The sequence below is a fragment of the Pseudomonas sp. FDAARGOS_380 genome, from assembly GCF_002591235.1.
GTDB lineage: Bacteria > Pseudomonadota > Gammaproteobacteria > Pseudomonadales > Pseudomonadaceae > Aquipseudomonas > Aquipseudomonas salmasensis.
This window is the reverse complement of the sequence record NZ_CP023969.1, coordinates 5,960,424-5,983,147: the sequence shown is the minus strand read 5'-3', so window position 1 is coordinate 5,983,147 and position 22,724 is coordinate 5,960,424. Positions and strand designations below refer to the sequence as shown.

The 22,724-nt window shown below is 59.9% G+C and carries 19 protein-coding genes and 4 tRNA genes; 10 read left to right on the top strand and 13 right to left on the bottom strand.

The features are described from left to right. Complete coding sequence (locus CRN80_RS27765) at window positions 1-1,875, top strand: MFS transporter (protein ID WP_098952184.1); 1,875 nt, start codon at window positions 1-3, stop codon at window positions 1,873-1,875. 108 nt (window positions 1,876-1,983) lie between these two features. Here CRN80_RS27765 and sugE read toward each other — a convergent pair whose 3' ends face one another. The 3 genes from sugE to rdgC form a co-directional block, all read right to left on the bottom strand. After that, entirely contained in the window at window positions 1,984-2,298 is a 315-nt protein-coding gene (gene sugE, locus CRN80_RS27760) for a quaternary ammonium compound efflux SMR transporter SugE (RefSeq protein ID WP_010211634.1), read from the bottom strand. A 112-nt stretch (window positions 2,299-2,410) separates the two neighbouring features. Further along, a complete protein-coding gene (locus tag CRN80_RS27755; protein WP_003190129.1) occupies window positions 2,411-3,370 on the bottom strand; it encodes a bile acid:sodium symporter family protein in 960 nt (319 codons plus the stop codon). 154 nt (window positions 3,371-3,524) lie between these two features. Continuing rightward, the gene (gene rdgC / locus CRN80_RS27750) at window positions 3,525-4,445 is read right to left on the bottom strand and encodes a recombination-associated protein RdgC (RefSeq protein ID WP_020301078.1); all 921 of its coding nucleotides are present in this window, start codon (window positions 4,443-4,445) and stop codon (window positions 3,525-3,527) included. Between the two features lie 159 nt (window positions 4,446-4,604). Here rdgC and CRN80_RS27745 point away from each other — a divergent pair. From CRN80_RS27745 to CRN80_RS27730, 4 genes are all read left to right on the top strand, one after another. Then, window positions 4,605-4,680: transfer RNA gene (locus tag CRN80_RS27745), tRNA-Val, on the top strand. Between the two features lie 19 nt (window positions 4,681-4,699). After that, a tRNA-Asp gene (locus tag CRN80_RS27740) sits at window positions 4,700-4,776 on the top strand. Between the two features lie 177 nt (window positions 4,777-4,953). After that, window positions 4,954-5,029 (top strand) — tRNA-Val (locus tag CRN80_RS27735). A gap of 19 nt (window positions 5,030-5,048) precedes the next feature. Further along, window positions 5,049-5,125 (top strand) — tRNA-Asp (locus tag CRN80_RS27730). Window positions 5,126-5,214: 89 nt separating this feature from the next. On the opposite strand, the gene CRN80_RS27725 is transcribed toward CRN80_RS27730, so the two are convergent. Together CRN80_RS27725 and CRN80_RS27720 are read right to left on the bottom strand one after the other, a co-directional pair. Next, complete coding sequence (locus CRN80_RS27725; RefSeq protein ID WP_098952705.1) at window positions 5,215-6,348, bottom strand: catalase family protein; 1,134 nt, start codon at window positions 6,346-6,348, stop codon at window positions 5,215-5,217. 29 nt (window positions 6,349-6,377) lie between these two features. Continuing rightward, complete coding sequence (locus tag CRN80_RS27720) at window positions 6,378-8,186, bottom strand: di-heme-cytochrome C peroxidase (RefSeq protein WP_098952183.1); 1,809 nt, start codon at window positions 8,184-8,186, stop codon at window positions 6,378-6,380. A gap of 247 nt (window positions 8,187-8,433) precedes the next feature. Between CRN80_RS27720 and CRN80_RS27715 the strand changes: the two genes are divergently transcribed. The 4 genes from CRN80_RS27715 to CRN80_RS27685 all read left to right on the top strand — a co-directional run bounded on the left by CRN80_RS27715 (window position 8,434) and on the right by CRN80_RS27685 (window position 11,341). After that, window positions 8,434-9,174, top strand: coding sequence for an FKBP-type peptidyl-prolyl cis-trans isomerase (locus CRN80_RS27715; RefSeq protein ID WP_003190133.1), 741 nt, complete (start codon window positions 8,434-8,436; stop codon window positions 9,172-9,174). Window positions 9,175-10,079: 905 nt separating this feature from the next. Next, window positions 10,080-10,535 (top strand): YkvA family protein, encoded by a 456-nt coding sequence (locus CRN80_RS27695; protein WP_020301075.1) that lies wholly within the window; start codon window positions 10,080-10,082, stop codon window positions 10,533-10,535. 99 nt (window positions 10,536-10,634) lie between these two features. Then, on the top strand, window positions 10,635-10,973 hold the full coding sequence (locus CRN80_RS27690; RefSeq protein WP_032892567.1) for a helix-turn-helix transcriptional regulator: 339 nt from the start codon (window positions 10,635-10,637) through the stop codon (window positions 10,971-10,973). Further along, on the top strand, window positions 10,970-11,341 hold the full coding sequence (locus CRN80_RS27685; protein ID WP_003190138.1) for a hypothetical protein: 372 nt from the start codon (window positions 10,970-10,972) through the stop codon (window positions 11,339-11,341). Before CRN80_RS27690 ends, CRN80_RS27685 begins: the two co-directional genes overlap by 4 nt. Here CRN80_RS27685 and CRN80_RS27680 read toward each other — a convergent pair. The 8 genes from CRN80_RS27680 to CRN80_RS27645 all read right to left on the bottom strand — a co-directional run bounded on the left by CRN80_RS27680 (window position 11,338) and on the right by CRN80_RS27645 (window position 21,552). Further along, window positions 11,338-13,107, bottom strand: a complete 1,770-nt coding sequence (locus tag CRN80_RS27680) for a bifunctional diguanylate cyclase/phosphodiesterase (protein WP_032892566.1) — start codon at window positions 13,105-13,107, stop codon at window positions 11,338-11,340. The two genes, CRN80_RS27685 and CRN80_RS27680, sit on opposite strands and share 4 nt — an antisense overlap. 116 nt (window positions 13,108-13,223) lie before the next feature. Further along, window positions 13,224-15,305 carry a carboxy terminal-processing peptidase gene (locus tag CRN80_RS27675; RefSeq protein ID WP_223816873.1) on the bottom strand — a complete coding sequence of 694 codons (2,082 nt, stop codon included), beginning with the start codon at window positions 15,303-15,305 and terminating at the stop codon, window positions 13,224-13,226. Window positions 15,306-16,189: 884 nt separating this feature from the next. Further along, entirely contained in the window at window positions 16,190-16,843 is a 654-nt protein-coding gene (locus CRN80_RS27670) for an HAD family phosphatase (protein WP_098952179.1), read from the bottom strand. 33 nt (window positions 16,844-16,876) lie between these two features. Then, on the bottom strand, window positions 16,877-17,866 hold the full coding sequence (locus CRN80_RS27665; protein ID WP_003190143.1) for an ABC transporter ATP-binding protein: 990 nt from the start codon (window positions 17,864-17,866) through the stop codon (window positions 16,877-16,879). Further along, on the bottom strand, window positions 17,863-18,663 hold the full coding sequence (locus CRN80_RS27660; protein ID WP_032892564.1) for an ABC transporter permease: 801 nt from the start codon (window positions 18,661-18,663) through the stop codon (window positions 17,863-17,865). The genes CRN80_RS27665 and CRN80_RS27660 overlap by 4 nt, the downstream gene beginning before the upstream one ends. Next, window positions 18,650-19,495: an ABC transporter permease subunit gene (locus tag CRN80_RS27655; protein ID WP_098952178.1), complete on the bottom strand. Its 846-nt coding sequence runs from the start codon at window positions 19,493-19,495 to the stop codon at window positions 18,650-18,652. The genes CRN80_RS27660 and CRN80_RS27655 overlap by 14 nt, the downstream gene beginning before the upstream one ends. Further along, window positions 19,492-20,298, bottom strand: coding sequence for an alkaline phosphatase family protein (locus tag CRN80_RS27650; RefSeq protein WP_098952176.1), 807 nt, complete (start codon window positions 20,296-20,298; stop codon window positions 19,492-19,494). The genes CRN80_RS27655 and CRN80_RS27650 overlap by 4 nt, the downstream gene beginning before the upstream one ends. Before the next feature lie 177 nt (window positions 20,299-20,475). Beyond that, complete coding sequence (locus CRN80_RS27645) at window positions 20,476-21,552, bottom strand: ABC transporter substrate-binding protein (protein ID WP_003190150.1); 1,077 nt, start codon at window positions 21,550-21,552, stop codon at window positions 20,476-20,478. 351 nt (window positions 21,553-21,903) lie between these two features. Between CRN80_RS27645 and CRN80_RS27640 the strand changes: the two genes are divergently transcribed. Beyond that, window positions 21,904-22,617 carry a UTRA domain-containing protein gene (locus tag CRN80_RS27640; RefSeq protein ID WP_003190151.1) on the top strand — a complete coding sequence of 238 codons (714 nt, stop codon included), beginning with the start codon at window positions 21,904-21,906 and terminating at the stop codon, window positions 22,615-22,617. Window positions 22,618-22,724 lie beyond the last annotated feature (107 nt).

Below are 22,724 nucleotides of genomic sequence, written 5' to 3'. Positions count from 1 at the left end.
ATGAGCCATCCTTCCCAATTTACCTTGCTGCGCACGCGGCGCTTCTTGCCGTTTTTCATCACTCAATTGCTGGGCGCGTTCAACGACAACATCTTCAAGCAATCGCTGATCCTGGCCATCCTTTACAAGCTCACCATCGAGGGCGACCGCTCCATCTGGGTCAACCTGTGCGCCTTGTTGTTTATCCTGCCGTTCTTCCTGTTCTCGGCGTTGGCCGGGCAGTTTGGCGAGAAATTCAACAAGGACGCGTTGATCCGCGCGATCAAGATCGGCGAGATCGTGATCATGGCCGTGGGCGCGACGGGTTTTTTGACCAATCATCTTGAGCTGATGCTGCTGGCGCTGTTTGCCATGGGCACTCACTCGGCACTGTTCGGCCCGGTGAAATACTCGATCATGCCCCAGGCATTGCACGACGATGAGTTGGTCGGTGGTAACGGACTGGTAGAGATGGGCACGTTCCTGGCGATTCTGGCCGGCACCATCGGCGCCGGGATCATGATGTCTTCCACCCATTACGCGCCGGTGGTGGCGGTGGCGATTGTGGCCGTGGCGGTGCTGGGCTACCTGGCCAGCCGCAGCATCCCCCGCGCGGCGGCGTCGACACCTCAACTGCGCCTGGACTGGAATATCTTCACGCAGTCCTGGGCAACGTTGCGCATGGGCCTGGGGCAGACGCCTGCTGTGTCGCGCTCGATTGTCGGCAACTCATGGTTCTGGTTTGTCGGCGCGATCTACCTCACGCAAATCCCGGCCTATGCCAAGGAATGGTTGTACGGCGACGAAACCGTGGTGACCTTGATCCTCACGGTGTTTTCGGTGGGCATCGCCCTGGGCTCGATGCTGTGCGAAAAACTCTCCGGGCGTAAGGTGGAAATCGGCCTGGTGCCGTTTGGCTCGTTTGGCCTGACTGTGTTCGGCCTGCTGCTGTGGTGGCACTCCGGCGGCTTTCCGCAGAACGTGCAAGCCAACGATTGGCTCGCGGTGCTCAGCTACGGCCAGGCGTGGTGGGTGCTGCTTGATATCCTCGGCCTGGGTGTGTTCGGCGGCTTTTACATCGTGCCGCTGTATGCGCTGATCCAGTCGCGCACCGCCGAGAACGAACGAGCTCGGGTGATCGCGGCCAACAACATCCTCAATGCACTGTTCATGGTGGTCTCGGCCATCGTTTCGATCCTGCTGTTGAGCGTGGCCAAGCTGTCGATCCCCGAGTTGTTCCTGGTGGTGTCGCTGCTCAACATCGCGGTTAACACTTACATCTTTAAGATCGTCCCCGAGTTCACCATGCGCTTCATGATCTGGCTGCTCAGCCATTCCATGTACCGCGTGGAGCATCGCAACCTGCAAGCCATCCCGGATGAAGGCGCGGCGTTGCTGGTGTGCAACCATGTGTCGTTTGTCGATGCGCTGTTGATTGGCGGTGCAGTACGTCGGCCGATTCGCTTTGTCATGTACTACAAGATCTACCGCTTGCCGGTGCTCAACTTTATCTTCCGCACCGCCGGGGCGATTCCGATTGCCGGTCGCCATGAAGACATTCAGATCTACGAAAAGGCGTTCGCGCGGATTGCTCAGTACCTCAAGGACGGCGAGTTGGTGTGCATCTTCCCGGAAGGCAAGCTGACCGCCGATGGCGAGATGAATGAGTTTCGCGGTGGGGTGACACGCATCCTGGAGGAGACGCCTGTGCCGGTGATCCCGATGGCGTTGCAGGGGTTGTGGGGGAGTTTCTTCAGCCGCGATCCTAACAAGGGCTTTTTCCATCGGATCTGGTCGCGGGTGGTGTTGGTGGCGGGTGAGCCGGTGACTGTGGAGGCGGCGACGCCTGAGCAGTTGCAGGTTGTGGTGGGTGGTTTGCGGGGGAGTGTCAGGTAGTTTGTGGTTGTTTGTCGGGGCCTCATCGCAGGCAAGCCAGCTCCCACCTTTTGAATTGTGAATACAGTCAAATGTGGGAGCTGGCTTGCCTGCGATAGCGGTAGTGGCTTAAGTCGAGATTTTGAGGCCAATCAGCCCGCAAATAATCAACGCCACACTGGCCAACCGAAACAGCGCCATGGATTCTCCGAACAGGATAATCCCGGCAATCACGGTGCCCACGGCACCGACGCCGGTCCAGATGGCATAGGCGGTACCCAGCGGCAGTTCCTTCATGGCCAGCCCCAATAGCCCAAGGCTGACGGCCATGGCGGCAATCGTCAGGGCGGTGGGCAGCGGCTTGCTGAACCCGTCGGTGTACTTCAGGCCGACGGCCCAGCCCACTTCAAACAACCCGGCAAAAAACAGAATGATCCAGGACATGATGACCTCGCTTCTATCAAAGTGGGGTCGTCCCCGGGTAAGCGCTTGATAGCGTCGCGAGGTCGTCCCCGCGAAGTTCGGTAGAGTGCCGAAATTGGACCAGGCGATCAAGCTACGGCGTGGTTTCCAGCGCGCGACGGTCTTCCTTCTCGCTCATGCGCCGGAAGTAGGTCGACAGCAACGCCCCGGAAATATTGTGCCAGACGCTGAAGAGCGCACTGGGCACTGCCGCCAGCGGCGAAAAGTGTGCACTGGCCAAGGCGGCGCCCAGCCCGGAGTTCTGCATGCCCACTTCCAGGGCCAGCGACTTGCGTTGCGCCAGGGGCAACTTGAACAGGCGCCCGGTGAAGTAGCCCAGCAGGTAACCGAAGCTGTTGTGCAGCATCACCACGGCCATGATCAGCAGGCCCGACTCGGCAATCTTGCCTTGGCTTGCGGCGACCACGGCCGCGACGATGATCACAATGCTGACCACCGACACCAGTGGCAGCACGTCCACCGCGTGCCGTACTCGATCACCGAGTAAACGCTGCGCGACCACACCCAGTACGATCGGCAGCAGCACTACTTGCAGGATCGACCAGAACAGCTCCATGAACGACACCGGCAGCCAGGCCGAGGCCAGCAGCCAGATCAATGCCGGTGTGAGCAGCGGCGCGAGGAGGGTGGTGACCGCGGCAATCGCCACCGATAACGCCAGGTCACCCCGTGCCAGCCAGGTCATCACGTTGGACGACGTGCCACTTGGGCAACAGCCGACCAGGATCACGCCAACGGCAATTTCCGCTGGCAAATGGAACGCCTGGCACAGCAACCATGCCACGCCCGGCATGATCACGAAATGCGCGACCACGCCCAGCGCCACGCGCCAGGGGTGGCGAGCGACTTCGGCGAAGTCTTCCAGTTTCAAGGTCAACCCCATGCCGAACATCACCAGGCCCAGCAGTGGGACGATGGCGCTTTTCAGGCCGATGAACCAGCTGGGTTGGAGAAAGGCGACGACGGCGAAGATCAACACCCAGTAGGCGAAGGTGTTGCCGACGAAGCGGCTCAAGGCGGCGAGTGCGCGCATGGGGAGGTCCTTGTTATTAGATTCTTAAGGTGTGAATGCAATCAAATGTGGGAGCGGGCTTGCTCGCGAAAGCGGTGAATCAGTCACCATATATACTGACTGATACACCGCTTTCGCGAGCAAGCCCGCTCCCACATTTTGATTTTCACATGGCTTAGATGCCCTGTGGTGTCTCTTCGCCGCCCAGTGCTTCCACCAACGCTGGCAGGAAATCGCCGAAGGTCAGCATCATCAAGGTAAAGCTGGCATCCAGTTGGCCCAGGGCTTCATCACCACCGTCCTGTTCCGCCTGGTCTTGCAGCAGGTCTTCGAACTTCAGGCGCTTGACGGTCATCTTGTCGTCGAGCATGAAGGACAACTTGTCCTGCCACGCCAGGGACAGTTGGGTCACGACCTTGCCGGTGGTCAGGTGCAGTTGGATCTCTTCGCTGGTCAGGTCCTGACGCTTGCAACGCACGATGCCGCCGTCTTCGTGGGTGTCACGCAGTTCGCATTCGTCGAGGACGAAGAAGTCGTCGGCCGGTTTCTGGGTGGTAACCCAGTCGGTCATGATCGCAGTCGGGGCGGTTTTTACCGTCAGCGGGCGGACGGGCAGGGTGCCGATCACTTCGCGCAGGGTGGAGAGCAGGTCTTCGGCGCGCTTGGGGCTGGCCGAGTTGACCAGGATCAGGCCCTGTTTCGGCGCGATCGCAGCGAAGGTCGACGAGCGACGGATAAAGGCGCGGGGCAGGAAGGCCTGGATGATTTCATCCTTGATCTGGTCGCGCTCCTTCTTATAGACCTTGCGCATCTGCTCGGCTTCGATCTCTTCGACTTTCTCTTTAAGTGCATCACGCACCACGCTACCCGGCAGGATGCGTTCTTCCTTGCGGGCGGCGATCAGCAGGAAATCGCCGCTGACGTGAACCAGGGGAGCATCTTCACCTTTACCGAAAGGTGCGACGAAACCGTAAGTGGTCAACTCTTGGCTTGCACAAGGGCGCGCCAGTTTGGTGGCCATGGCCGCTTCCAACGCCTCGGCATCAACAGGCAGATCTTGGGTCAGGCGATAGATAAGCAGGTTCTTGAACCACATGGGGTGAGTCTCTCCTCTATACAAAGGGGGGCATTATTCTCTTGATCACGCCGCAGGCCAACCCTGCCTAAGCCATTGGAAGGGCTGAAAAAAAAGATTTAAGAAAGTGCTTGCCAGACTTAAGGTCGCTCCGTAGAATGCGCGCCACACCGAAACGAAGGGTGATTAGCTCAGCTGGGAGAGCGTCTGCCTTACAAGCAGAATGTCGGCGGTTCGATCCCGTCATCACCCACCATTCGCTTCATGTGTTACGCGCAGCGGTAGTTCAGTCGGTTAGAATACCGGCCTGTCACGCCGGGGGTCGCGGGTTCGAGTCCCGTCCGCTGCGCCATATTCGGTCACCTGGAACGCTGAACGCCAGGTAACCACAGAAAGCCCGCTCATCGAGCGGGCTTTTTTCTGTCCGAAATATGGCAAAAAATCGTGCGCTAAACTTTTTTTAAATAAATTGCATTTAAATCAAGACATTACGATTTTTTGGTGTATGATGCGCCCACACCGAAACGAAGGGTGATTAGCTCAGCTGGGAGAGCGTCTGCCTTACAAGCAGAATGTCGGCGGTTCGATCCCGTCATCACCCACCATTCGCTTCATGTGTTACGCGCAGCGGTAGTTCAGTCGGTTAGAATACCGGCCTGTCACGCCGGGGGTCGCGGGTTCGAGTCCCGTCCGCTGCGCCATATTCGGTAACCTGGAACACTGAACGCCAGGTAGCCACAAGAAACCCGCTCATTGAGCGGGTTTTTTTTCGCCTGCGATTTAACGCACCTTACGGTGCGTTGCGGCTGTGGCGGTAGTCGCTGACGGCTTCGTACACCGCTTTGCGCAAGCGGTTGATGCCGCCGATGGGGCGGTGCGCCTCCAAACCGAACCAGGGGTTGAACGACTGGTTATCGCACGCCAGGTTCTGCGCCGGCGTGTCGAAGTCCTGGGCGGGAATCCTGACCTTGGCCACGGTTTCATACGGTGCGTCGCTTTCCTTCCATTCGATGCTGGTGTCTTCGATGGGCATGAAGGCCTGCGGGTTTTGCCGCTGGATCTGCAGCACAAAACACGCATCTACACGGTCGGTGGACAGTTGCTGGTTGAGCGCGCTGCGCAGGAAGTTGGGCAGGTCCTGGTTCTGTTTGGGCAGTACATAATCCGGGCAGCTTTGCGGGTCGGGCGCGACGCGAAACTTGGCGTTGGCCGCACCAAACTTATAAGGCGACACTGAAAAGTAAGTCGTCTGCGTCGGGCTGGCCGGTGCGGGCGCCAGGGTTGCCAGGGCGATAAACAGGTGACGTACTTGCCAGCTGCGCGGGTCGAGCTTGGGAAAGAACGCCAGGACCTTCTTGCCGTCCGCTTGCGCACCGATGTTCTGCGCGTATTCCGCAACATCGCTGACAAAGAAGTTCGGATGGCTGAACATCACGAAATCCTGCTCGGTGCGCGCTTGCTGGTCGGCCATCAGTTGCTTGCCCGGCACATCCAACAGCTTGATCGCCATGCCGCGGGCATCGCGGATGCTGTCGAATTGCGGGTAGGCATTGCCGTTGGACAGGCGCATCGTCGCCTGCCAGGTCTTGCCTGGCTCGGCGAACACACCCTGGCGCAAGGCCGGGTCGAGATCCGCCAGGACGTTGACCTCGGCTTTCACGCATCCATGGGCCTTGGCATGGGCATCACGCAGGTAGCGAGTGCCTTCGCGATGCTGGTCAACGATGCGCACGGCGGTCTGGATGATGCCTTGGGTCATCGCCGCTTCACCCGGCGGGATCTGTTCTTTCACCGACACCGGGCCCCGGTGCTGCCAGGCGAACCAGGCCGTGGCCAACACCCACCCCAGCAGGCCCAGGCCCAGCAGCCACAGCAGGGTTTTACCCACAAAGGCGCCAAGGCGCAGCCAGAGACGAGCAAGCATGGAGCGGTCCTTGTTTTGCGATCGGATAATCATGGCAGTTGTTGCTCCAGCGGGCCGCCCAGCACTTTGAGGTATTCGAGCAGCGCCCAGCGTTCCTGCGGCAGCAGGCCACGGCCGATAACGCCATTGCCACGTTCGCCGGCACGGAATTCGTGGCCGCTGTTGTGGTTGCCGGTGATCTTGGTGTCGAACAGGAAGGCATTCTTGAAGGCGCTGGTCTCAAACCCCAGGTGACGCGGGTCGTAGTTGAAGGTGCCTTTATAGAAGGTGGTGCTGCGTTCGTCCTGGGGCGAGAGCAGTTGGTAGATTGTCGGCACCGAACCGTTGTGCAGGAACGGCGGGGTGGCCCATACGCCGGCCAACGGTCGCGCCTTGTAGGCGCGCAACTCGCGCACGCCGATGGGCAGGCCGAACCCGTCCAGGCCTGGGCGCTCGGCCGGGGTGACGCCGGCCGCACGGTAGGCGTGTTCTTCGACGAAGGCGGTGACATAGGCCAGGCCTTGGGCCACCGACATTTTTTTCAGGTCCAGCGGCGCGGTGGGGGTGGGGTGCAGTTCGACATTGAGCCGGGCCAGTTCGGCCGGGTCCCATTGCAGGGCACTGAGGTCATAGCGTTGGTCGGCAATGTTGTTGGCCGTGCCGGGGTCGGTGCCAATGTAGTCCACCGGCAGCATTTTCAACTGCTGCACCGGGCGGCCGTTTTCTTGGGTAACGGTGGGCAGGTGGCAGCCGGCGCAGTTCTCGGCAAAGAGTGCGCGGCCCTGGGCGGCGAGGGGTTTGTCGATGGCACCGAACAAGTCTTGCGGCCAGGTCGGCGGCTTGAGCCGTTGCAGGGTCTCTTCGATCAGGTGCAGGTCGCGCACCCGTACGCTGGACGGGTAGCGGGCATCGCCTTTGAGCGGTTGCCCGGCTGCGTCGAAGAACGCCAGGGTCGCGCCTACACCAAGGGCTTCGCCGATATTGCGCGCCATGGGCTGCTGGGCCGAGCCATTCCACTGCACCCAGTCGAAGGTCCAGATATCCCACAGCTGCGGGTAGTCCACCGGCGCATTGGCGACGCGATAATTGTCTGGGGAAATAGCGTCGCCAAAACTGGCGTTGGCGATGCGCCCAAAGGCGTCAGTACGGCCTGGGCCTTCTTCGGTGGGGTAAAGGCCGCGATGGGTGTCATTCCAGGCGACTTTTAGGAACTGGTTCAGCGATTGTTTGAAGTCTTTGCGCAGTTGATCGCGCTGCGCATCGTACTGATCCCCCAGCACCTTGTGGGCAAAGCGCTCGAACTTCCATGGGTTGTAATAGGTAGCAGCCAGGCTGGCGACCAAGGCCTGGCCGAAACTGCCGCCGCGCAACGTGGGAACGCTGGAGGGCAGTACGTGTTGCGCCGAGCCACCGTCGATGCGCAGGGCCTGGCCCTTGAAGTGCAATTCGCCGGTGTGGCAGGCCGCACAGGTGATATCCAGGTACTGAGCCTTGCTATCGGCGTTCTGGTGCCGGGCGAAACCTACCGGCAGGTTGCCAGGGTTTTGCGCGGTGGGCGTCTGCTTGGGGTCGACCAGGAAGCCAAAGCGCGCCAGGTACTCCGGCGCGGCAAAGCGTTGCTCGGAAAACGGCAGTTCCAGGGCGGTGAACCAGTCGTAGTGCAGGCCTTTTACTTGGGTGCCCTGGGGCGTGAAGTAGTAGGTCTGACGGTCGTCGGCACTCCATTGCTCCTGGTAGTGCACCTGCTTTACGGGCACATAATCCGGCAGCTTGGGGTTGAGGGTGTAGTAGAGCACCACGGCCAGAATCAGGCCCAGTGCGATCAGTATCAGGAGTAAAACACGGGAAAAAATGCGCAAGATAACTATCCTTGTCGAATTGTCGCGTTGTTATGCCACTGCGCCACAGGTGCGGCAAGTAGCAATTGGCCCGCTATCAGGCGGTCCCGCGATCCGTCGCGGGGCCCCATGATAAAGGGAAATGCTTTTAAACACGTGAACTTATCAGAAGTTTCCTGCTCACATGCCGGTAGCCATTGGTCGTGGCCGCCTGATAAGCTCGCGACTTTATTCGAATGCCCTTATGGCGCATGAACAAGGAAATAGCATGAAACAGCATCGGTTGGCGGCGGCGGTGGCCCTGGTTAGCCTGGTACTTGCGGGTTGTGATTCGCAGACCAGCGTAGAGCTGAAAACCCCGGCGCAGAAAGCTTCCTACGGCATCGGCCTGAACATGGGCAAGAGCCTTGCCCAAGAAGGCATGGACGACCTGGACTCCAAAGCTGTTGCTCAGGGCATCGAAGATGCCGTCGGCAAGAAAGAGCAGAAGCTCAAGGACGATGAGCTTGTTGAGGCGTTTGCCGCACTGCAAAAGCGTGCTGAAGAACGCATGACCAAAATGAGCGAAGAGTCGGCAGCCGCTGGCAAGAAATTCCTCGAAGACAACGCCAAGAAAGACGGCGTCGTCACCACCGCTTCCGGCCTGCAGTACAAGATCGTGAAGAAGGCCGACGGCGCCCAGCCTAAGCCAACCGACGTGGTGACTGTTCACTACACCGGCAAGCTCACCAACGGCACTACCTTTGACAGCTCCGTAGATCGCGGTAGCCCGATCGATCTGCCGGTCAGCGGCGTGATCCCGGGTTGGGTCGAAGGTCTGCAACTGATGCACGTTGGCGAGAAGGTCGAGCTGTACATCCCGTCCGACCTGGCCTACGGCGCCCAGAGCCCGAGCCCGGCGATCCCGGCCAACTCGGTGCTGGTATTTGACCTGGAGCTGCTGGCCATCAAGGACCCAGCCAAGGCAGAAGCGGCTGACGCACCTGCTGCACCAGCCGCCAAAAAGTAATCGGCGCCTGAACACACAACGCCCCGTCTCGACGGGGCGTTGTTGTTTTCGGCGTTGGTCAAACGACGCAAAATTCCCTGTGGGAGCTGGCTTGCCTGCGATGGCGGCTAGCCAGCCAAAGCCTATCTCCCAGACACCCCAACGATCCAACTGTGGGAGCTGGCTTGCCTGCGATGGCGGCCTGCCAGCCGACGCCTATCTCCCAGGCACCCCAACGATCCAACTGTGCGGGCTTGCTCGCGAAGGCGGCCTGACAGGCGACACAGCTATACCGAGTACATATCCATTCCTGCGGTAACGGCCACCTAGGGTTCCGCTCTGACAGCGGCTCACTTTTGAAAAGCGCAAAAGTAAGCAAAACGCTCTTGCCCCACCACTCGGCACCTCGCTTAGGCTCGGTGTGCCCTCACTCCGGCTTGAATCCGTGGGCCGCCGTCATGGGCCATCCTTGGCCCAGGACGGCTAACCCGGCGTCCTGCCGGGTTACCCACGGATTCAAGCCTGCGTTCGGCCAGCGTGGTTTAACGGGGCGCCTGAGATCAAGATCAAGAGCAGATCAAGAGCGGCTCGCTTCGCATCGTGGTTTGCGTTGGCTGCTACAGCCTGTAGGGTTGTGTAGAGACTTATGGCAATCGCAGGCAAGCCAGCCCCTACGTTGAAGCCTCTACAAATCCAAACGAACGTCCGCAACCGGACACAGTCTGATATAAGACTCGAGCACGGGTAGCCGCACATACATGCCAAGTCAATGAATTCTTGGGTTTTTTTGATGTGCGCAAAAAACGCCCGATCTGACTGTAGGCCTTGTAGTCCGTGGCTTTCAGCCGATAAAACAGGCTCTGTTCACAAGGTTATCCACAATTTGTGTGGATAACCTTTTATGTCGCCTGGAACTGGAGTGCCCTATGAAACCACCGTTCAATTTCACCCGTTTCCTGCCGATGGCCGCGCGCTTGCTCGGTCGTGGGCGTTTGCCAACCTTGCTGTTTGCCGTCGCTGCCAAAGGCTCAAGCCAAGGCAATCGGCTCGGCCAGCTCAAGGATGATCTCAAGTTGCTGCAGGCCCTGTGCCTGGCTTACTGGCGCGGCGAATACCGTGCGATCAGCCCTAAGGCGTTGATCTCGGTGGTGGCGGGGCTGATGTATTTTCTTAGCCCGATTGATGCGATTCCGGATTTTCTCCCCATGTTCGGCATGCTCGACGACATCGCCGTGCTGGCGTGGGTCATGAAGACCCTGAGCGGCGAGCTGAGCGCCTTTCGCGCCTGGCGCGATGGGCAACGTCCGGAAAAACTCGCGGTGGTTGAGCGGCTGCCTGCGACGCCTGAGCTACTGGCCCGGGAAAACCCGCAAAAAAACTAATGCCGCCAGCTATCCCCTGCGACCTTTGTGGCTGTTAGGATTACACTCTTAAGAAGGAAATAACTTACTTAGTAAGTGTTTTTATCCTACGGGGCAGTCATGGATATCCAGATCATTTCACGCGATGGCGAACCCGAATATGCGGTGTTGCCATGGGACCAGTACCAGGCGCTGCTAAAAGCCGCCGGTCAGTTGCAACCGCCACGCGCTTCTCCTTCTGCTGCACCCACCGCCACCGAGCAGGACCTGCGCCCGCTTGCGGCCCTGCGCGGCCTGCGTGAGGCCAAGGGCCTGGCGATCGAGGCCCTGGCGCGTACCGTGGGTATCAGCCCTTCGTATCTTGGATTGATAGAAAGTGGTGAACGCCAGCCGGATGCCGCCATTCGCCGCAGCCTGGCCTGGGAATTGGGCGTTGCAGGTTGGAGGGATGAGTCTTGAGCCTACGTATCAGCCGTCAACACTGGGATGGGTTAATCAATGAATTGGACCAGGCGCGTCGCCAGCGCCATTTGCTGACGTATCGTGCGTTGCTGGAGCGCCTGCAATTCCCCACGCCGGCCATGCAGACCCTGGCTGCGGCTTTGGAGCACCTGGCGGCGCTGGATGCCAAGGCGGAGCAACCGCTGCGCAGTTCCCTGGTGATCAGCCAGGGCGCCAGCCGCCTGCCGCGCACCGGTTTTTTTGAGTGTGTGGAGCGCCTGGGGCGGTTCAGCGGGCCTTCCGATGGTGTGGCCGCTGCGTCCTGGCATGCATCCGAAGTGGTGCGGGTGTTCGAGTACGAGTACCCGGAATCCGCCGAGGCCTAGAGCGCCTGGGTGCAGCTGTCCATGCTGTCGATCACGTGGATGCTGTAGCCCGCCACATCCTTGGCATGGTGCTTGGCTTGTGAAGCCAGCTCTGCCAACTGGCTGGCATCGAGTTGCGCACAGGCCTGTGGATACAAGTGCACCACGCCGATGGACAGCGACAGCAATGCAAATTCCTGGCGCGCGCCCTGGCGGTTGAGGGCCACGAAGCAGCCAGCCTCAAGGTGTTCGGCGCGGTAGAAGCGTCGGCATTGGGTGTGGAAGTCGTCCAGCAGCTGGTTGAGGCGCTTGCGCCAATCCTGCGGGCCCAGCACCAGCAGAAAGTCATCGCCGCCAATGTGCCCGACAAAGTCGCGGCTGGGGTCTACCCGATCGTTCAGGCACTGCGCCAGGCATAGCAGCACTTCATCCCCGCGCCCGTAGCCGTAGATATCGTTGAACGGCTTGAAGCTGTCGATATCCACATAGCAGATCACCGACTCGCGCTGTTGCTGCAACAGCCTAGTGAGGCATTGCTGGATCGGCACGTTGCCAGGCAGCAAGGTCAGCGGGTTGGCGTAGCGGGCCTGCTGGATTTTCAGTTCGGTGATCAATTTGAGCACGTCGATAACCCGGCCCAGCCCCAGATAATCACCGTTCAGGGTGATGATGAAATCCTCTTCGATGCGTTGCCGTGCGCGGCTGGTCAATAAGCGGCTGACCTGCTGCAAGGACTGGCTCAGTTCCACCGCCAGAAAGTCATCGCTCATCAGGCGGCTGATGGGTTTGCGCGCGAACAAGTCGGTGGCGAATGGCTTGAGCAGCGCGTCTGACAGCGAGTGTCGGTGCACAATGCCGACCGGGCGACCGCAGCCGTCCAATACCGCCAGCGAGTTGAGGTTGGCCTGGCGGCGGAACGATTCCAGCACTTGGGCGGTGGCGGTGTCTTGATCCACGGCGGGCTGCTCATTGAGCAGGGCGCTCAGGTCACTGCCTTCGTCATTGAGGGCCAGCATGGCGTTATCCGGCTTGGGCAGCATCAGGCGCGCTTCCTGCGGCGGCTGTTCCTGAGGGCGGCAGAGCAGGTAGCCCTGGACCAGGTCGACGCCCATTTCGGTCAACACCGCCAGTTCTTCCGGCAACTCGATACCCTCGGCAATCACCTGGGCGCGGGACGCCTTGGCGATCTGCAGGATCGAGCCGACAAACTCACGCTTGAGGGCGTCCTGGTGAATGCCGTCGATAAAATGCCGGTCGATCTTCACGTAGTCCGGGCGCAGTTCGGACCACAACCGCAAGCTGGAATAACCGGCGCCCAAGTCATCCAGTGCGATGGCAAACCCCATGTCGCGGTAGTGGTGCAAAGCGGTTTGCAACAGCGCGAAATCGTCGGTGGGCGCCTGCTCGGTGAGTTCGATCACCACGTGGCTGGGAGAAATACCGAAGTCGCGCAACAGTTGCAGGGTGCGCCCTGGCTGATGCGCGTGCTCCATCAACGATTCCGGCGAGATATTGAGGAACAGCTTGCCGGGCAGTTTCTGCTCGCTGAAGCGCCGGCATGCGCTCTCTCGACACGCCATGTCCAGCTCGCTCAGGCGTCCGGCATGGCTGGCCACCGAGAACAGCGCGACGGGGGAGTGCAGCGGGCTGTTGGACGGGCCGCGACTGAGGGCTTCGTAACCGAGGATGCGCCGCTCTGACAGGCAGATGATCGGTTGGAACAGGCTGTGCAAACTGCCTTGAGCCAGGATTGAGCCCAATGCATTCAGCTGTTCGGTCATGGTCATGGCGGTCTCGATCAAAAAAAGGACCGCAGGCGTAAACCTGCGGTCCTTTTATTTCACGACAGAATGATGTCTATATGATGACACTCCGAGGCGCGATCACATTAAATCGCCATCATTTATTGCTTGGCCACCTGCTTGGTGATCTTCAAGTAATCCAGCAGGATCCGGCCCGTCTCGGCCAAGTAGGCGTCGTCTTCCGGCTTGGTTTTATCCGCCTCGGTCGGCAGCGCGTCTTCATCTTCTTTCTTCAGCTCTTTGAGCGGGTCTTCACCCTTGGCCTTGCGGCGGGTGTTTTCCAGCACCAGTTGCTGATTCTCGATGCTGGAGTGCTGTGCACGGCGATCCGCTTCGTTGAGGCTGACGGTCTTCTCTTCCATCAGCTTCTTGGCCAGGGCCAGCTTGTCGCGGATAAACACGAACTCGGCATCCTTGGCAGAGCGGGTGTCGTGGTCAGCCTTCAACTGAGCCAGGAACGGCTTGAACGGATCCGACGCCGGCTTGATGGCAGGGCGGATGGTGTCCCACGGCATGGCTTCAGGCAGGGCACTTTCGCCGATTTCCTTAGTGTCGATGATCGACGGGAAATCGATATCCGGCAGCACGCCCTGATGCTGGGTGCTCTGCCCGGAGACCCGGTAGAACTTGGCCAGTGTCAGCTTAAGCTCGCCATGGTTCAGCGGCTGGATGGTCTGCACGGTGCCTTTGCCGAAGGTCTGGCCGCCGATGATCAATGCACGGTGGTAGTCCTGCATGGCGCCGGCGAAAATCTCCGAGGCCGAAGCCGAGAGGCGGTTGACCAGCAGCGCCATCGGCCCTTTGTAGAAGGCCCCCGGGTTCTCGTCTTCCAGCACGTCGACACGGCCGTCAGCGTTGCGTACCAACACGGTCGGGCCCTTGTCGATAAACAGGCTGGTCAGCTCGGTGGCTTCCTGCAGGGAGCCGCCGCCGTTATTGCGCAGGTCGATGACCACGCCGTCGACTTTCTCTTTCTGCAGTTCCGTGAGGATTTTCTTCACGTCGCGGGTGGTGGACTTGTAGTCTGGATCACCGGCACGGAACGCCTTGAAGTCCAGGTAGAAGGCCGGGATTTCAATCACGCCCAGCTTGTAGTCCTTGCCATCCTGCTTGAGGTTGAGGACTTTCTTCTGCACGGCCTGGTCTTCGAGCTTCACCGCTTCGCGGGTGATGGACACGATCTTGCTGGTCTGGTCGTTCGGTGCATTGGTGTGCGGAATCACTTCCAGGCGCACCACGCTGCCTTTAGGCCCACGGATCAGCTTGACCACTTCGTCCAGGCGCCAGCCGACCACATCGACCATCTCTTTGTCGGCCTGGGCCACGCCGATGATCTTGTCGGCCGGTGCCACTTGCTTGGTTTTGTCAGCAGGGCCTGCCGGCACCAGACGTACGATCTTCACCTGGTCATTGTCGCTTTGCAGGACGGCACCGATGCCTTCCAGGGACAGACTCATATTGATATCGAAATTTTCCGCGTTATCTGGCGACAGATAATTGGTGTGCGGGTCGTAGGACATCGCAAAGGTGTTGATGTAGGCCTGGAAGATATCCTCGGCACGGGTCTGGTCCAGGCGTGCCAGCTGGTTCTTGTAGCGCTTGGTCAACAGCTCTTGAATGGCCTTGGGCTCTTTGCCGGCGATCTTCAAGCGCAGCACTTCGTCCTTGACGCGTTTGCGCCACAGGTCGTCCAGGGCTGCGGTGCTGGTCAGCCAAGGGGCGTCCTTGCGATCCACCAGCAGGGTTTCTTTCTGGGTGAAGTCGAGCTTGTCGACGCCTTTGTTCAGCTCACCCAACGCGAAGTCCAGACGCGCTTTGACGCGGTCCAGGTAGCGCTTGTAGATAGTGAAGCCAGGCTGCAGGTCGCCGCTCTTGAGGAAGTCGTCGAATTGCGTCTTCCACTTGTCGAACTCAGCGATATCGCTGGCCAGGAAGTAGCTGCGCGACGGGTCCAGCAGCTTGAGGTAGCTGTCGTAGATGATCACTGAGCGAGCGTCGTCCAGCGGCGGCTTGCTGTAGTGATGGCGCTTGAGCAACTCGACGACGTTAAGGCTGGCAATCACCTCATCGCGATCAGGCTGAAGGTTGTCCCAGCTATTGGCTGCGAACGTATTGGTCGACATCGACGCGAAGCCGAGACCAATGAAAAAAGCGAGGGCGGTGCTGGGGAACAGATGCTTCATGCTGATTCGACGCGGGGGCAATTGATAACGCATATTAGGCCGTCTTTGAGGGAGCCGGTTCCATATGGTCCGGTCGCATAATGCAAAAAGCCCGGCGCTACAGCACCGGGCTCAGTCCAGACTCACTATGGAGGCACTGTGAAAGCATTGCAAGGCGTTGACGGTGATGTGGAGAGCTAGAACAACCCCGTCCTACGTTCGGTGTAGTCCATATTGCCAACGGCCTGAGCGAATCCTAGATTGAAATGCAGTCAGTGTGGGAGCTGGCTTGCCTGCGATAGCGGTGCACCAGATGAAGAATTCTTCACTGTTGCACCGCTATCGCAGCATAGGTATCTACACAACTTTGGTGCGACGCTGGACCTGTGGCGAGGGAGCTTGCTCCCGTGACGACCGGACAGCTGGCGCCTATCTCCCTGAGGCACCGCGATCCAAATGTGGGAGCTGGCTTGCCTGCGAAGACGGCCTAACAGTCAACACAGTTGGACAGGGTACATATCCGTTATTTAGGTAACGGCCACTTAGGGTTCCGCCCTGACGGCGGCTCACTTTTGAAAAGCGCAAAAGTAAGCAAAACGCTCTTGCCCCACCACTCGGCACCTCGCTTAGGCTCGGTGTGCCCGTAATCCGCCAGTGATTTGGGGGGCCGCCGCCACGCGCCATCCATGGCGCGGGGCGGCTAAACCGGCATCCCTGCCGGTTTACCCCCCAAATCCCTGTCGAATTCCGGCCAGCGTGGTTTAACGGGGCGCCTAAGATCAAAAGCAGATCAAGAGCGACTCGCTTCGCATCGTGGTTACCATCTGCTGTTACAACCCACAAAGTTGTGTGATACCTATGGCTATCGCAGGCAAGCCAGCTCTCACAGGTTGATCTCTATTGAGTCAGGTCCAGTGGTGGATCGGCCAGCCGGCCTGTTCGGCATGGGCGCGCAACACCGGGTCCGGGTTCACTACCTGCGGGTGATCCACCTTGAGCAGCAGCGGCAAGTCATTGCGCGAATCCGAGTAAAAATACGCACCTTCAAGGGTTTCACCTTCCTGCTCCAGCCATTCCAGCAAGCGCGTGATCTTGCCCTCACGATAGGTCAGCACGCCTACGGTCTTACCGCTGTACACGCCGTGGCTGACCTCCAGGTTAATCCCCAGCACTTCCTCGATACCGATACGCGCCGCAATCGGCGTGACCAGGTGAGTGCCCGAAGCGGAAATCACCAGGATCCGGTCGCCGTTCGCGCGGTGGAGGGCGATGGTCTTGGTGGCGTCGCTGTAGATCAGCGGCTCGATCACGTCCTCGACCCACGGCTCCACCAGGTGCTCGATTTCTTCCGGGGTGCGGCCGATCATCGGCTCCAGGCTGAAATCCATGAAATCTTCCATCAACAGCTTGCCCTGGCTGTAGGCATCCATCAGCTCGTTGTTCCGGCGCATGAATGACTCAGGGTCGACCCAGCCGAGGCGGCCCATCTGTTCGCTCCACAGCGTGGCGCAGTCGCCGTGGATGAGGGTGTCGTCCAGATCAAAAATTACCAATGCCATCGGTGATGCTCTCTCTCAATAGGTCGCTGCCTGTCAGGCTACTTCACACAGTGCGCTGGGGTCGATGGAAAGTGCCAGGCGCTGGCCATCCGGGTGCAGGTCGTCGGCCGAACGATTGAGCACATCCACCACCAGCTCGACGCCACGGGCTTCGATGCGGTAGCGAATCACGTTACCCAGCAGGCTGTGGCTACGCACCAGCGCATCGAGCTCGCCGCTGCGGCTCAACTCGATGGCCTCGGGGCGAATCGCGATGCGCCCGCTGATCGGCCGTTGCAGCAATTGGCTGGCCTTGTCGGCATCGAGCAGGTTGTAGTTGCCGATAAACCCGGCAGCGAACGCATCCACCGGCGCGGTATAGAGGGTTTCGGCATCGCCGCTCTGCACGATCTTGCCCTGGTTCATCAAGAAGATGCGGTCGGACATGGTCAGCGCTTCTTCCTGGTCATGGGTCACGAAGATCGTGGTCAGCCCCAGCTCGCGCTGGATCTGGCGGATCTGTTCGCGCAAATGCTTGCGAATCCGTGCATCCAGCGCAGACAGCGGCTCATCCAGCAGCAGCAGGCGCGGGCGGGTCACCAGGGAGCGGGCGAGGGCGACGCGCTGGCACTGGCCACCGGACATCTGGTGCGGATAGCGGCCGGCCAGGTCCTTGAGCTCCACCAGTTGCAGCACTTCTTGCACGCGCTTGTGGCTGTCGTCGGCGTTGACCTTCTGCATGCGCAGGCCGAAGGCGACGTTCTGCTCTACGGTCATGTTGGGGAACAGCGCGTAGCTCTGGAACACCATGCCGATCTGGCGTTTCTGCGGGCTCAGGGGCACGATGTCTTGGCCATCCAGGAGGATTTGGCCACTGTCCACCGGGGTAAGCCCGGCGATGCAGCGCAGCAGGGTGGATTTGCCGCAACCGGACGGGCCGAGCAGGGTGACGAACTCGCCCTTGGCGATCTCGCAATTGATATCGCTGAACACCGGGGTGCCGGTGTAGCCTTTTTGCAGGTGTTGGACGCTGACGAAGCTCATTGGCTTTTGTCCTTGTTCAAGAGCGTGGCGGCCCAGGTGAGCACCAGCACAAAGAAGAAATAGGAGATCACCACGGCACTGGTGAAATGGCCGCTGCTGTTGCGCATGTTGTTGAGGTACACCTGCAGGGTTTCGTAGCGGGTGCCGACGAGGATGTTGGCGAACACGAACTCACCGAACAGGAACGAGAACGACAGCAGCAGCGCCACCATCAGGCCCTTGCGCAGGTTGGGCAGCACCACCAGGATCGCGGCCTGCCAGGTGCTGGCGCCGAGCAGTTGCGACGCGTCCATCAGGTCGCGCAGATTGATGGCTTGCAGGTTATTGGTGATCGCGCGGTACATGAATGGCAGCGCGACGGTGAAGTAGCAGCCGATCAGAATCCACGGCGTGCCCACCATCGCCAGCGGCCCGGAACCGTAGAGTTGCAGCAGACCTACCGAGGACACCACCGGCGGCACCGCAAAGGGCAGCAGGATCAGGATGTTCATCAGCGCGTCGAGCTTGGGAAAGTGGTAATGCACCACGAACAGCAGCGGCAAAATCAACACCACCGAAAGGATCAGTGCGCCCACGCACACCAGCAACGATTGCCCGAAGGCCATCAGAAAGCGCGGGTCGCTCCACAGCTGTACATACCATTTCACGCTGAAGCCGGCGGGCAGGATGGTCGCCGACCAACTGCTGGAAATCGAGTAGACAAAGGTGCCCACCAAAGGCAGCACCAGGATCAGGAACAACAGGTACACCACCACCCGGTGGTAGAGGGAGGCCGTACCGGCTTCAGCGCGAGACATGATAGCTCCTCTTGAGCAGCAGTTGATGCACCACCGTGACCACGGTCATCAGCGCCACCAGCACCACGGCCAGGGCGCTGGCCATGTTCGGGTCCAGCGACACATCGCCGGACACCAGGCCGGCAATGCGAATCGGCAGTACGTTGAAGTTGCCGGTGGTCAGCGCATAGACCGTGGCATAGGCGCCGAGGGCGTTGGCCAGCAGGATCACAAAGGTACCGAGCAGGGCCGGGGTGAGCACCGGCAGGCCGATATGCCGCCAGAACTGCCAGCCATTCGCACCGAGCAGGGCGGCCGACTCGCGCCAGTCTTCGCGCAATGCGTCAAAGGCCGGGTAGAGCAGCAGCACGCCGAGGGGAATCTGGAAGTAGGTATAGAGGATGATCAAGCCGGTTTTGGAGTACAGGTTGAAGTCCTCAATGATCCCGGCTTGCTTGAGCATGAGGGTGATGCTGCCGTTGAACCCCAGCAGGATGATGAACGCGAAGGCCAGGGGTACGCCGGCGAAGTTGCTGGTCATGTTGGCGAACGCGGTGACAAAGTTGCGCAGCGGCGAATCCACCCGTCGCAGTGAGTAGCTGCCCAGGGTGGCGATGATGATGCCGAAGATGCTGGAGTAAAAGCTGATCTCCAGGCTGAGCTGGATCGCCTGCCGGTAGAACTTAGAGGTGAAGATGCGGGTGAAGTTTTCCAGGCTCCAGCCGGCCTCTTCGGTTTGCAGGCTGCTGATCAACACCCACACCAGCGGCGCAATTTCGAACACGATAAAGAACAGTGCGAAGGGCAGCAGGCATAGCAGGGCCAGCCATTTGCCGCGGGTCAATGCATTCACTTGAGCAACTCCCGGCACACAGGTTTGTCGTGGGGCACGCCCAGCAGTTCGCAGACGGTGCCGCACAGGTCGGTCTGTTTCGGTGCTGCATGACTGTCCAGGCTGAAGGCGTCACCGATGACAAACAGCGGCACTTCCCGTTCTTCGCGCAACAGGCCGTTGTGGGAGCGGTCGTTATTCATGCCGTGGTCGGCGGTGACCAGTACCTGGTAGCCGGCATCGAGCCAGCCTTGCAGGTAGTCGGCCAGGATGATGTCCGCCGAGCGTGCGCTGTTGCGGTATTGCGCGGTGTCGAGGCCGTGCTTGTGGCCGGCATCGTCGATGTTCATCGGGTGCACCAGCAAAAAGTTTGGCGCGTGCTTGAGCCGCAGGCTTTCCGCATCGGCGAACAGGTGGGAATCGGGGTAGTGGTCATTCCAGTAGAAATGCCCGTGCTGGATCGCCAGCGCCTGGTCGTCGGTGTGACGATCGCGGGCGGCGAGAAAGGGCGTGCGGTTATACAACTCGCTGACCCAATGGTAAGCCGCCGCCGCGGTGCTCAAGCCTGCGTCGGTGGCGTAATGGAAAATGCTGCGCTGGTTGGACAGGCGCGAGACGTTGTTGTGCACGATACCGCTTTGAATCGGCGGCACGCCGGTGAGGATGCATTCATACAACGGGCGGGACAGGGCAGGCAGTTCACATTCCAGTTTGTAAAGGGCTGCGCGTCCTGCGCCGACATAGGCCTGCAAGTGCCCCATGGCGTGCCGGGCGACCTCGAAGTTGAGGCCGTCGAGCACCACAAGGATGACATTGTGCTTCATGGGGGCTGGGGCTCCGCAACAGATGGTATAGCTCAGTATCAACTTGGAATGGGATCAAATGTGGGAGCTGGCTTGCCTGCGATGGCGGCGTATCAGTGGACACACATGTTGAATGTCAGCCCGCTATCGCAGGCAAGCCAGCTCCCACACTGACCGCCTTTGGATCAGAGGGACCGATTACTTCATTTCTACGATGACCTGCTCGTTCCACATCTGTGGGAGCTTCTTGGACGTCGCTTCCCAGGCATCGGCATCCTTGATCGGCTGCGGGTTGGCCTTGGTGTACTGCTCGCCCGGGATCAGGTTCTTGGCAACGTCTGCCGGCAGTTTCAAGTCGGTTTCAGCGCGGATCGGACGCGCATTGCCGCGCGCCAGGTTGAGCTGGCCGGCATCGCTGAAGATGTATTCGCGGGTGAGCTTGGCGGCGTTCGGGTGCTTGGCGTATTTGTTGATGATGGTGGTGTAGCCGGATTTAACCGAGCCATCCGAGGGGATCAGCACCACGTAGTCATCCGGGTTGGCCATCTTGGCCTTGTAGCTCAGGCCGTTGAAGTCCCAGACGAGGCCCACTTCGACTTCGCCTTTTTCCATGGTGGCGATGGTCGGGTTGGACAGCGAGAGGCGACCTTGCTGGGCGATCTTGGTGAAGAATTGCAGGCCCGGCGCGATGTTTTTCTCGTCGCCCTTGTTGGCGATGGCCGCGGCGAGTACCGCGTTTGAAGCCTGGGCGGCAGTGCTCACGTCACCCACCGATACCTTGTACTTGCCGGTTTGCAGGTCAGCCCAGGTGGTAGGCACTTCGGAGCCGTGCAGCAGCTTTTTGTTGACGATAAAGGCAATGGTGCCGGTGTAGGCCAAGGCCCAGTGACCGTCCTTGTCTTTCGCCCAATCCGGCACCTGGGCCCAGGTGGACGGCTTGTACGGCTGGGTGACTTCCTGCTTCACCGCGATAGGGCCGAAGGCCGCGCCCACGTCACCGATATCGGCGCTGGCGTTGTCTTTTTCGGCTTTGAACTTGGCGATTTCCTGGGCCGAGCTCATGTCGGTGTCGATGTGCTTGAGGCCGTAGGTCTTGGCCAGGTCTTCCCAAGTGCCCTTCCAGTTGGCCCAGTCATCGGGCATGCCGACGCTGTTGACGGCGCCTTCCGCTTTGGCGGCGGCTTCCAAGGTTTTTAGATCGGTATCAGCAGCCATGGCGGCGGTGCACATGGCAATGGTCGAGCCTAACAGTGATGCCAGGAAAAGCTGTTTCATCCGAAGCTCCTTTGGGCGTTTTCAACGCGGCGTTTTATCTGAACGTTAGCGGTGGTTTGGTCTAGGTCAGCAATACCTGAGCCAATCTAGGCCCCCTGGATGACAGTTTCATGTCGATGTCGTTTTTGAAGCGCTGATGTCGCTCAGCTTCGACTTAGCGTAGACCATGCCCAAGTGCCCGCAGGCCCTGGACTTGGCCGATGTATTGCAGGGTGTGGTAGAGGCCGTCGACAGCCTTTGTCATCTGTCGGTCATCTGGAGTGCCTAGGCTGGCAGACAGCAGCAAAAGCCCAGATAGAGCGCGTTTTGTGCACCTGAACGGTGCTGGTCTAGTCCAGATAGGTAACGTTGATGCGTGATGAGGCAATCAAGGCGGTAACTTCCATCGGCCTGGCGCTGCAAGAGCAGATCGACCATGGCCTGTTGCCGCCTGCCAGCAAACTGCCCGCCGAACGCAAGCTCAGCGAGTTGTTTGGTACCACTCGGATTACCGTGCGGGAAGCCTTGTTACAACTGGAAGCCCAAGGGCAGATCTACCGCGAAGAGCGCAGGGGCTGGTTCGTCTCGCCGCCACGGCTGGCCTATAACTTGATGCAGCGCAGCCACTTTCACGCCATGGTCAGCGACCAGGGGCGCGAGGCTTCCACGCAGGTTATTTCCGCACGCTTGCAACCGGCGTCGGCGGCGGTATGCGCGTGGTTGCAGTTGCCGGCGTTGTCGAGCGTGATCCAGATTTGCCGGGGGCGCAGGATTGACGGGCGCTTGGTGTTGTACGTGGAGCACTACCTGAACCCGCAGTATTTTCCGGGGATCCTGGCGTGTGATTTGAATCAGTCGATGACTGAGCTGTATGCCAGCAAATATGACTTGCACTACGGGCGGGTGCGTTTTGAGATTGTGCCGACCTCACTGCCGGTAGAAGCAGCTGCTGCGCTGCGGGTCTCGGTGGGCAGCCCGGGCTTGCGCATCGCCCGGGTCAACTACGACCAGCATCAACGCCTGATCGATTGTGACCTGGAGTTCTGGCGGCATGATGCGATTCATGTGGGGGTGGATGTGGTGTAGCGGCCACCTCGGACTGAATGACACAACGCAGACTCCATGTGGGAGCGGGCTTGCTCGCGAATGCGGTGGGACAGTCAGCTAATGCAGCGGCTGGTACATCGCATTCG

Excerpts from the sequence above, each read along its gene's own strand:
- CRN80_RS27765 (WP_098952184.1), top strand. The coding sequence starts at position 1 with ATGAGCCATCCTTCCCAATTTACCTTGCTGCGCACGCGGCGCTTCTTG.
- sugE (WP_010211634.1), bottom strand. The coding sequence starts at position 2,298 with ATGTCCTGGATCATTCTGTTTTTTGCCGGGTTGTTTGAAGTGGGCTGG.
- CRN80_RS27755 (WP_003190129.1), bottom strand. The coding sequence starts at position 3,370 with ATGCGCGCACTCGCCGCCTTGAGCCGCTTCGTCGGCAACACCTTCGCC.
- rdgC (WP_020301078.1), bottom strand. The coding sequence starts at position 4,445 with ATGTGGTTCAAGAACCTGCTTATCTATCGCCTGACCCAAGATCTGCCT.
- CRN80_RS27725 (WP_098952705.1), bottom strand. The coding sequence starts at position 6,348 with ATGCTTGCTCGTCTCTGGCTGCGCCTTGGCGCCTTTGTGGGTAAAACC.
- CRN80_RS27715 (WP_003190133.1), top strand. The coding sequence starts at position 8,434 with ATGAAACAGCATCGGTTGGCGGCGGCGGTGGCCCTGGTTAGCCTGGTA.
- CRN80_RS27695 (WP_020301075.1), top strand. The coding sequence starts at position 10,080 with ATGAAACCACCGTTCAATTTCACCCGTTTCCTGCCGATGGCCGCGCGC.
- CRN80_RS27690 (WP_032892567.1), top strand. The coding sequence starts at position 10,635 with ATGGATATCCAGATCATTTCACGCGATGGCGAACCCGAATATGCGGTG.
- CRN80_RS27680 (WP_032892566.1), bottom strand. The coding sequence starts at position 13,107 with ATGACCATGACCGAACAGCTGAATGCATTGGGCTCAATCCTGGCTCAA.
- CRN80_RS27675 (WP_223816873.1), bottom strand. The coding sequence starts at position 15,305 with ATGAAGCATCTGTTCCCCAGCACCGCCCTCGCTTTTTTCATTGGTCTC.
- CRN80_RS27670 (WP_098952179.1), bottom strand. The coding sequence starts at position 16,843 with ATGGCATTGGTAATTTTTGATCTGGACGACACCCTCATCCACGGCGAC.
- CRN80_RS27665 (WP_003190143.1), bottom strand. The coding sequence starts at position 17,866 with ATGAGCTTCGTCAGCGTCCAACACCTGCAAAAAGGCTACACCGGCACC.
- CRN80_RS27660 (WP_032892564.1), bottom strand. The coding sequence starts at position 18,663 with ATGTCTCGCGCTGAAGCCGGTACGGCCTCCCTCTACCACCGGGTGGTG.
- CRN80_RS27650 (WP_098952176.1), bottom strand. The coding sequence starts at position 20,298 with ATGAAGCACAATGTCATCCTTGTGGTGCTCGACGGCCTCAACTTCGAG.
- CRN80_RS27645 (WP_003190150.1), bottom strand. The coding sequence starts at position 21,552 with ATGAAACAGCTTTTCCTGGCATCACTGTTAGGCTCGACCATTGCCATG.
- CRN80_RS27640 (WP_003190151.1), top strand. The coding sequence starts at position 21,904 with ATGCGTGATGAGGCAATCAAGGCGGTAACTTCCATCGGCCTGGCGCTG.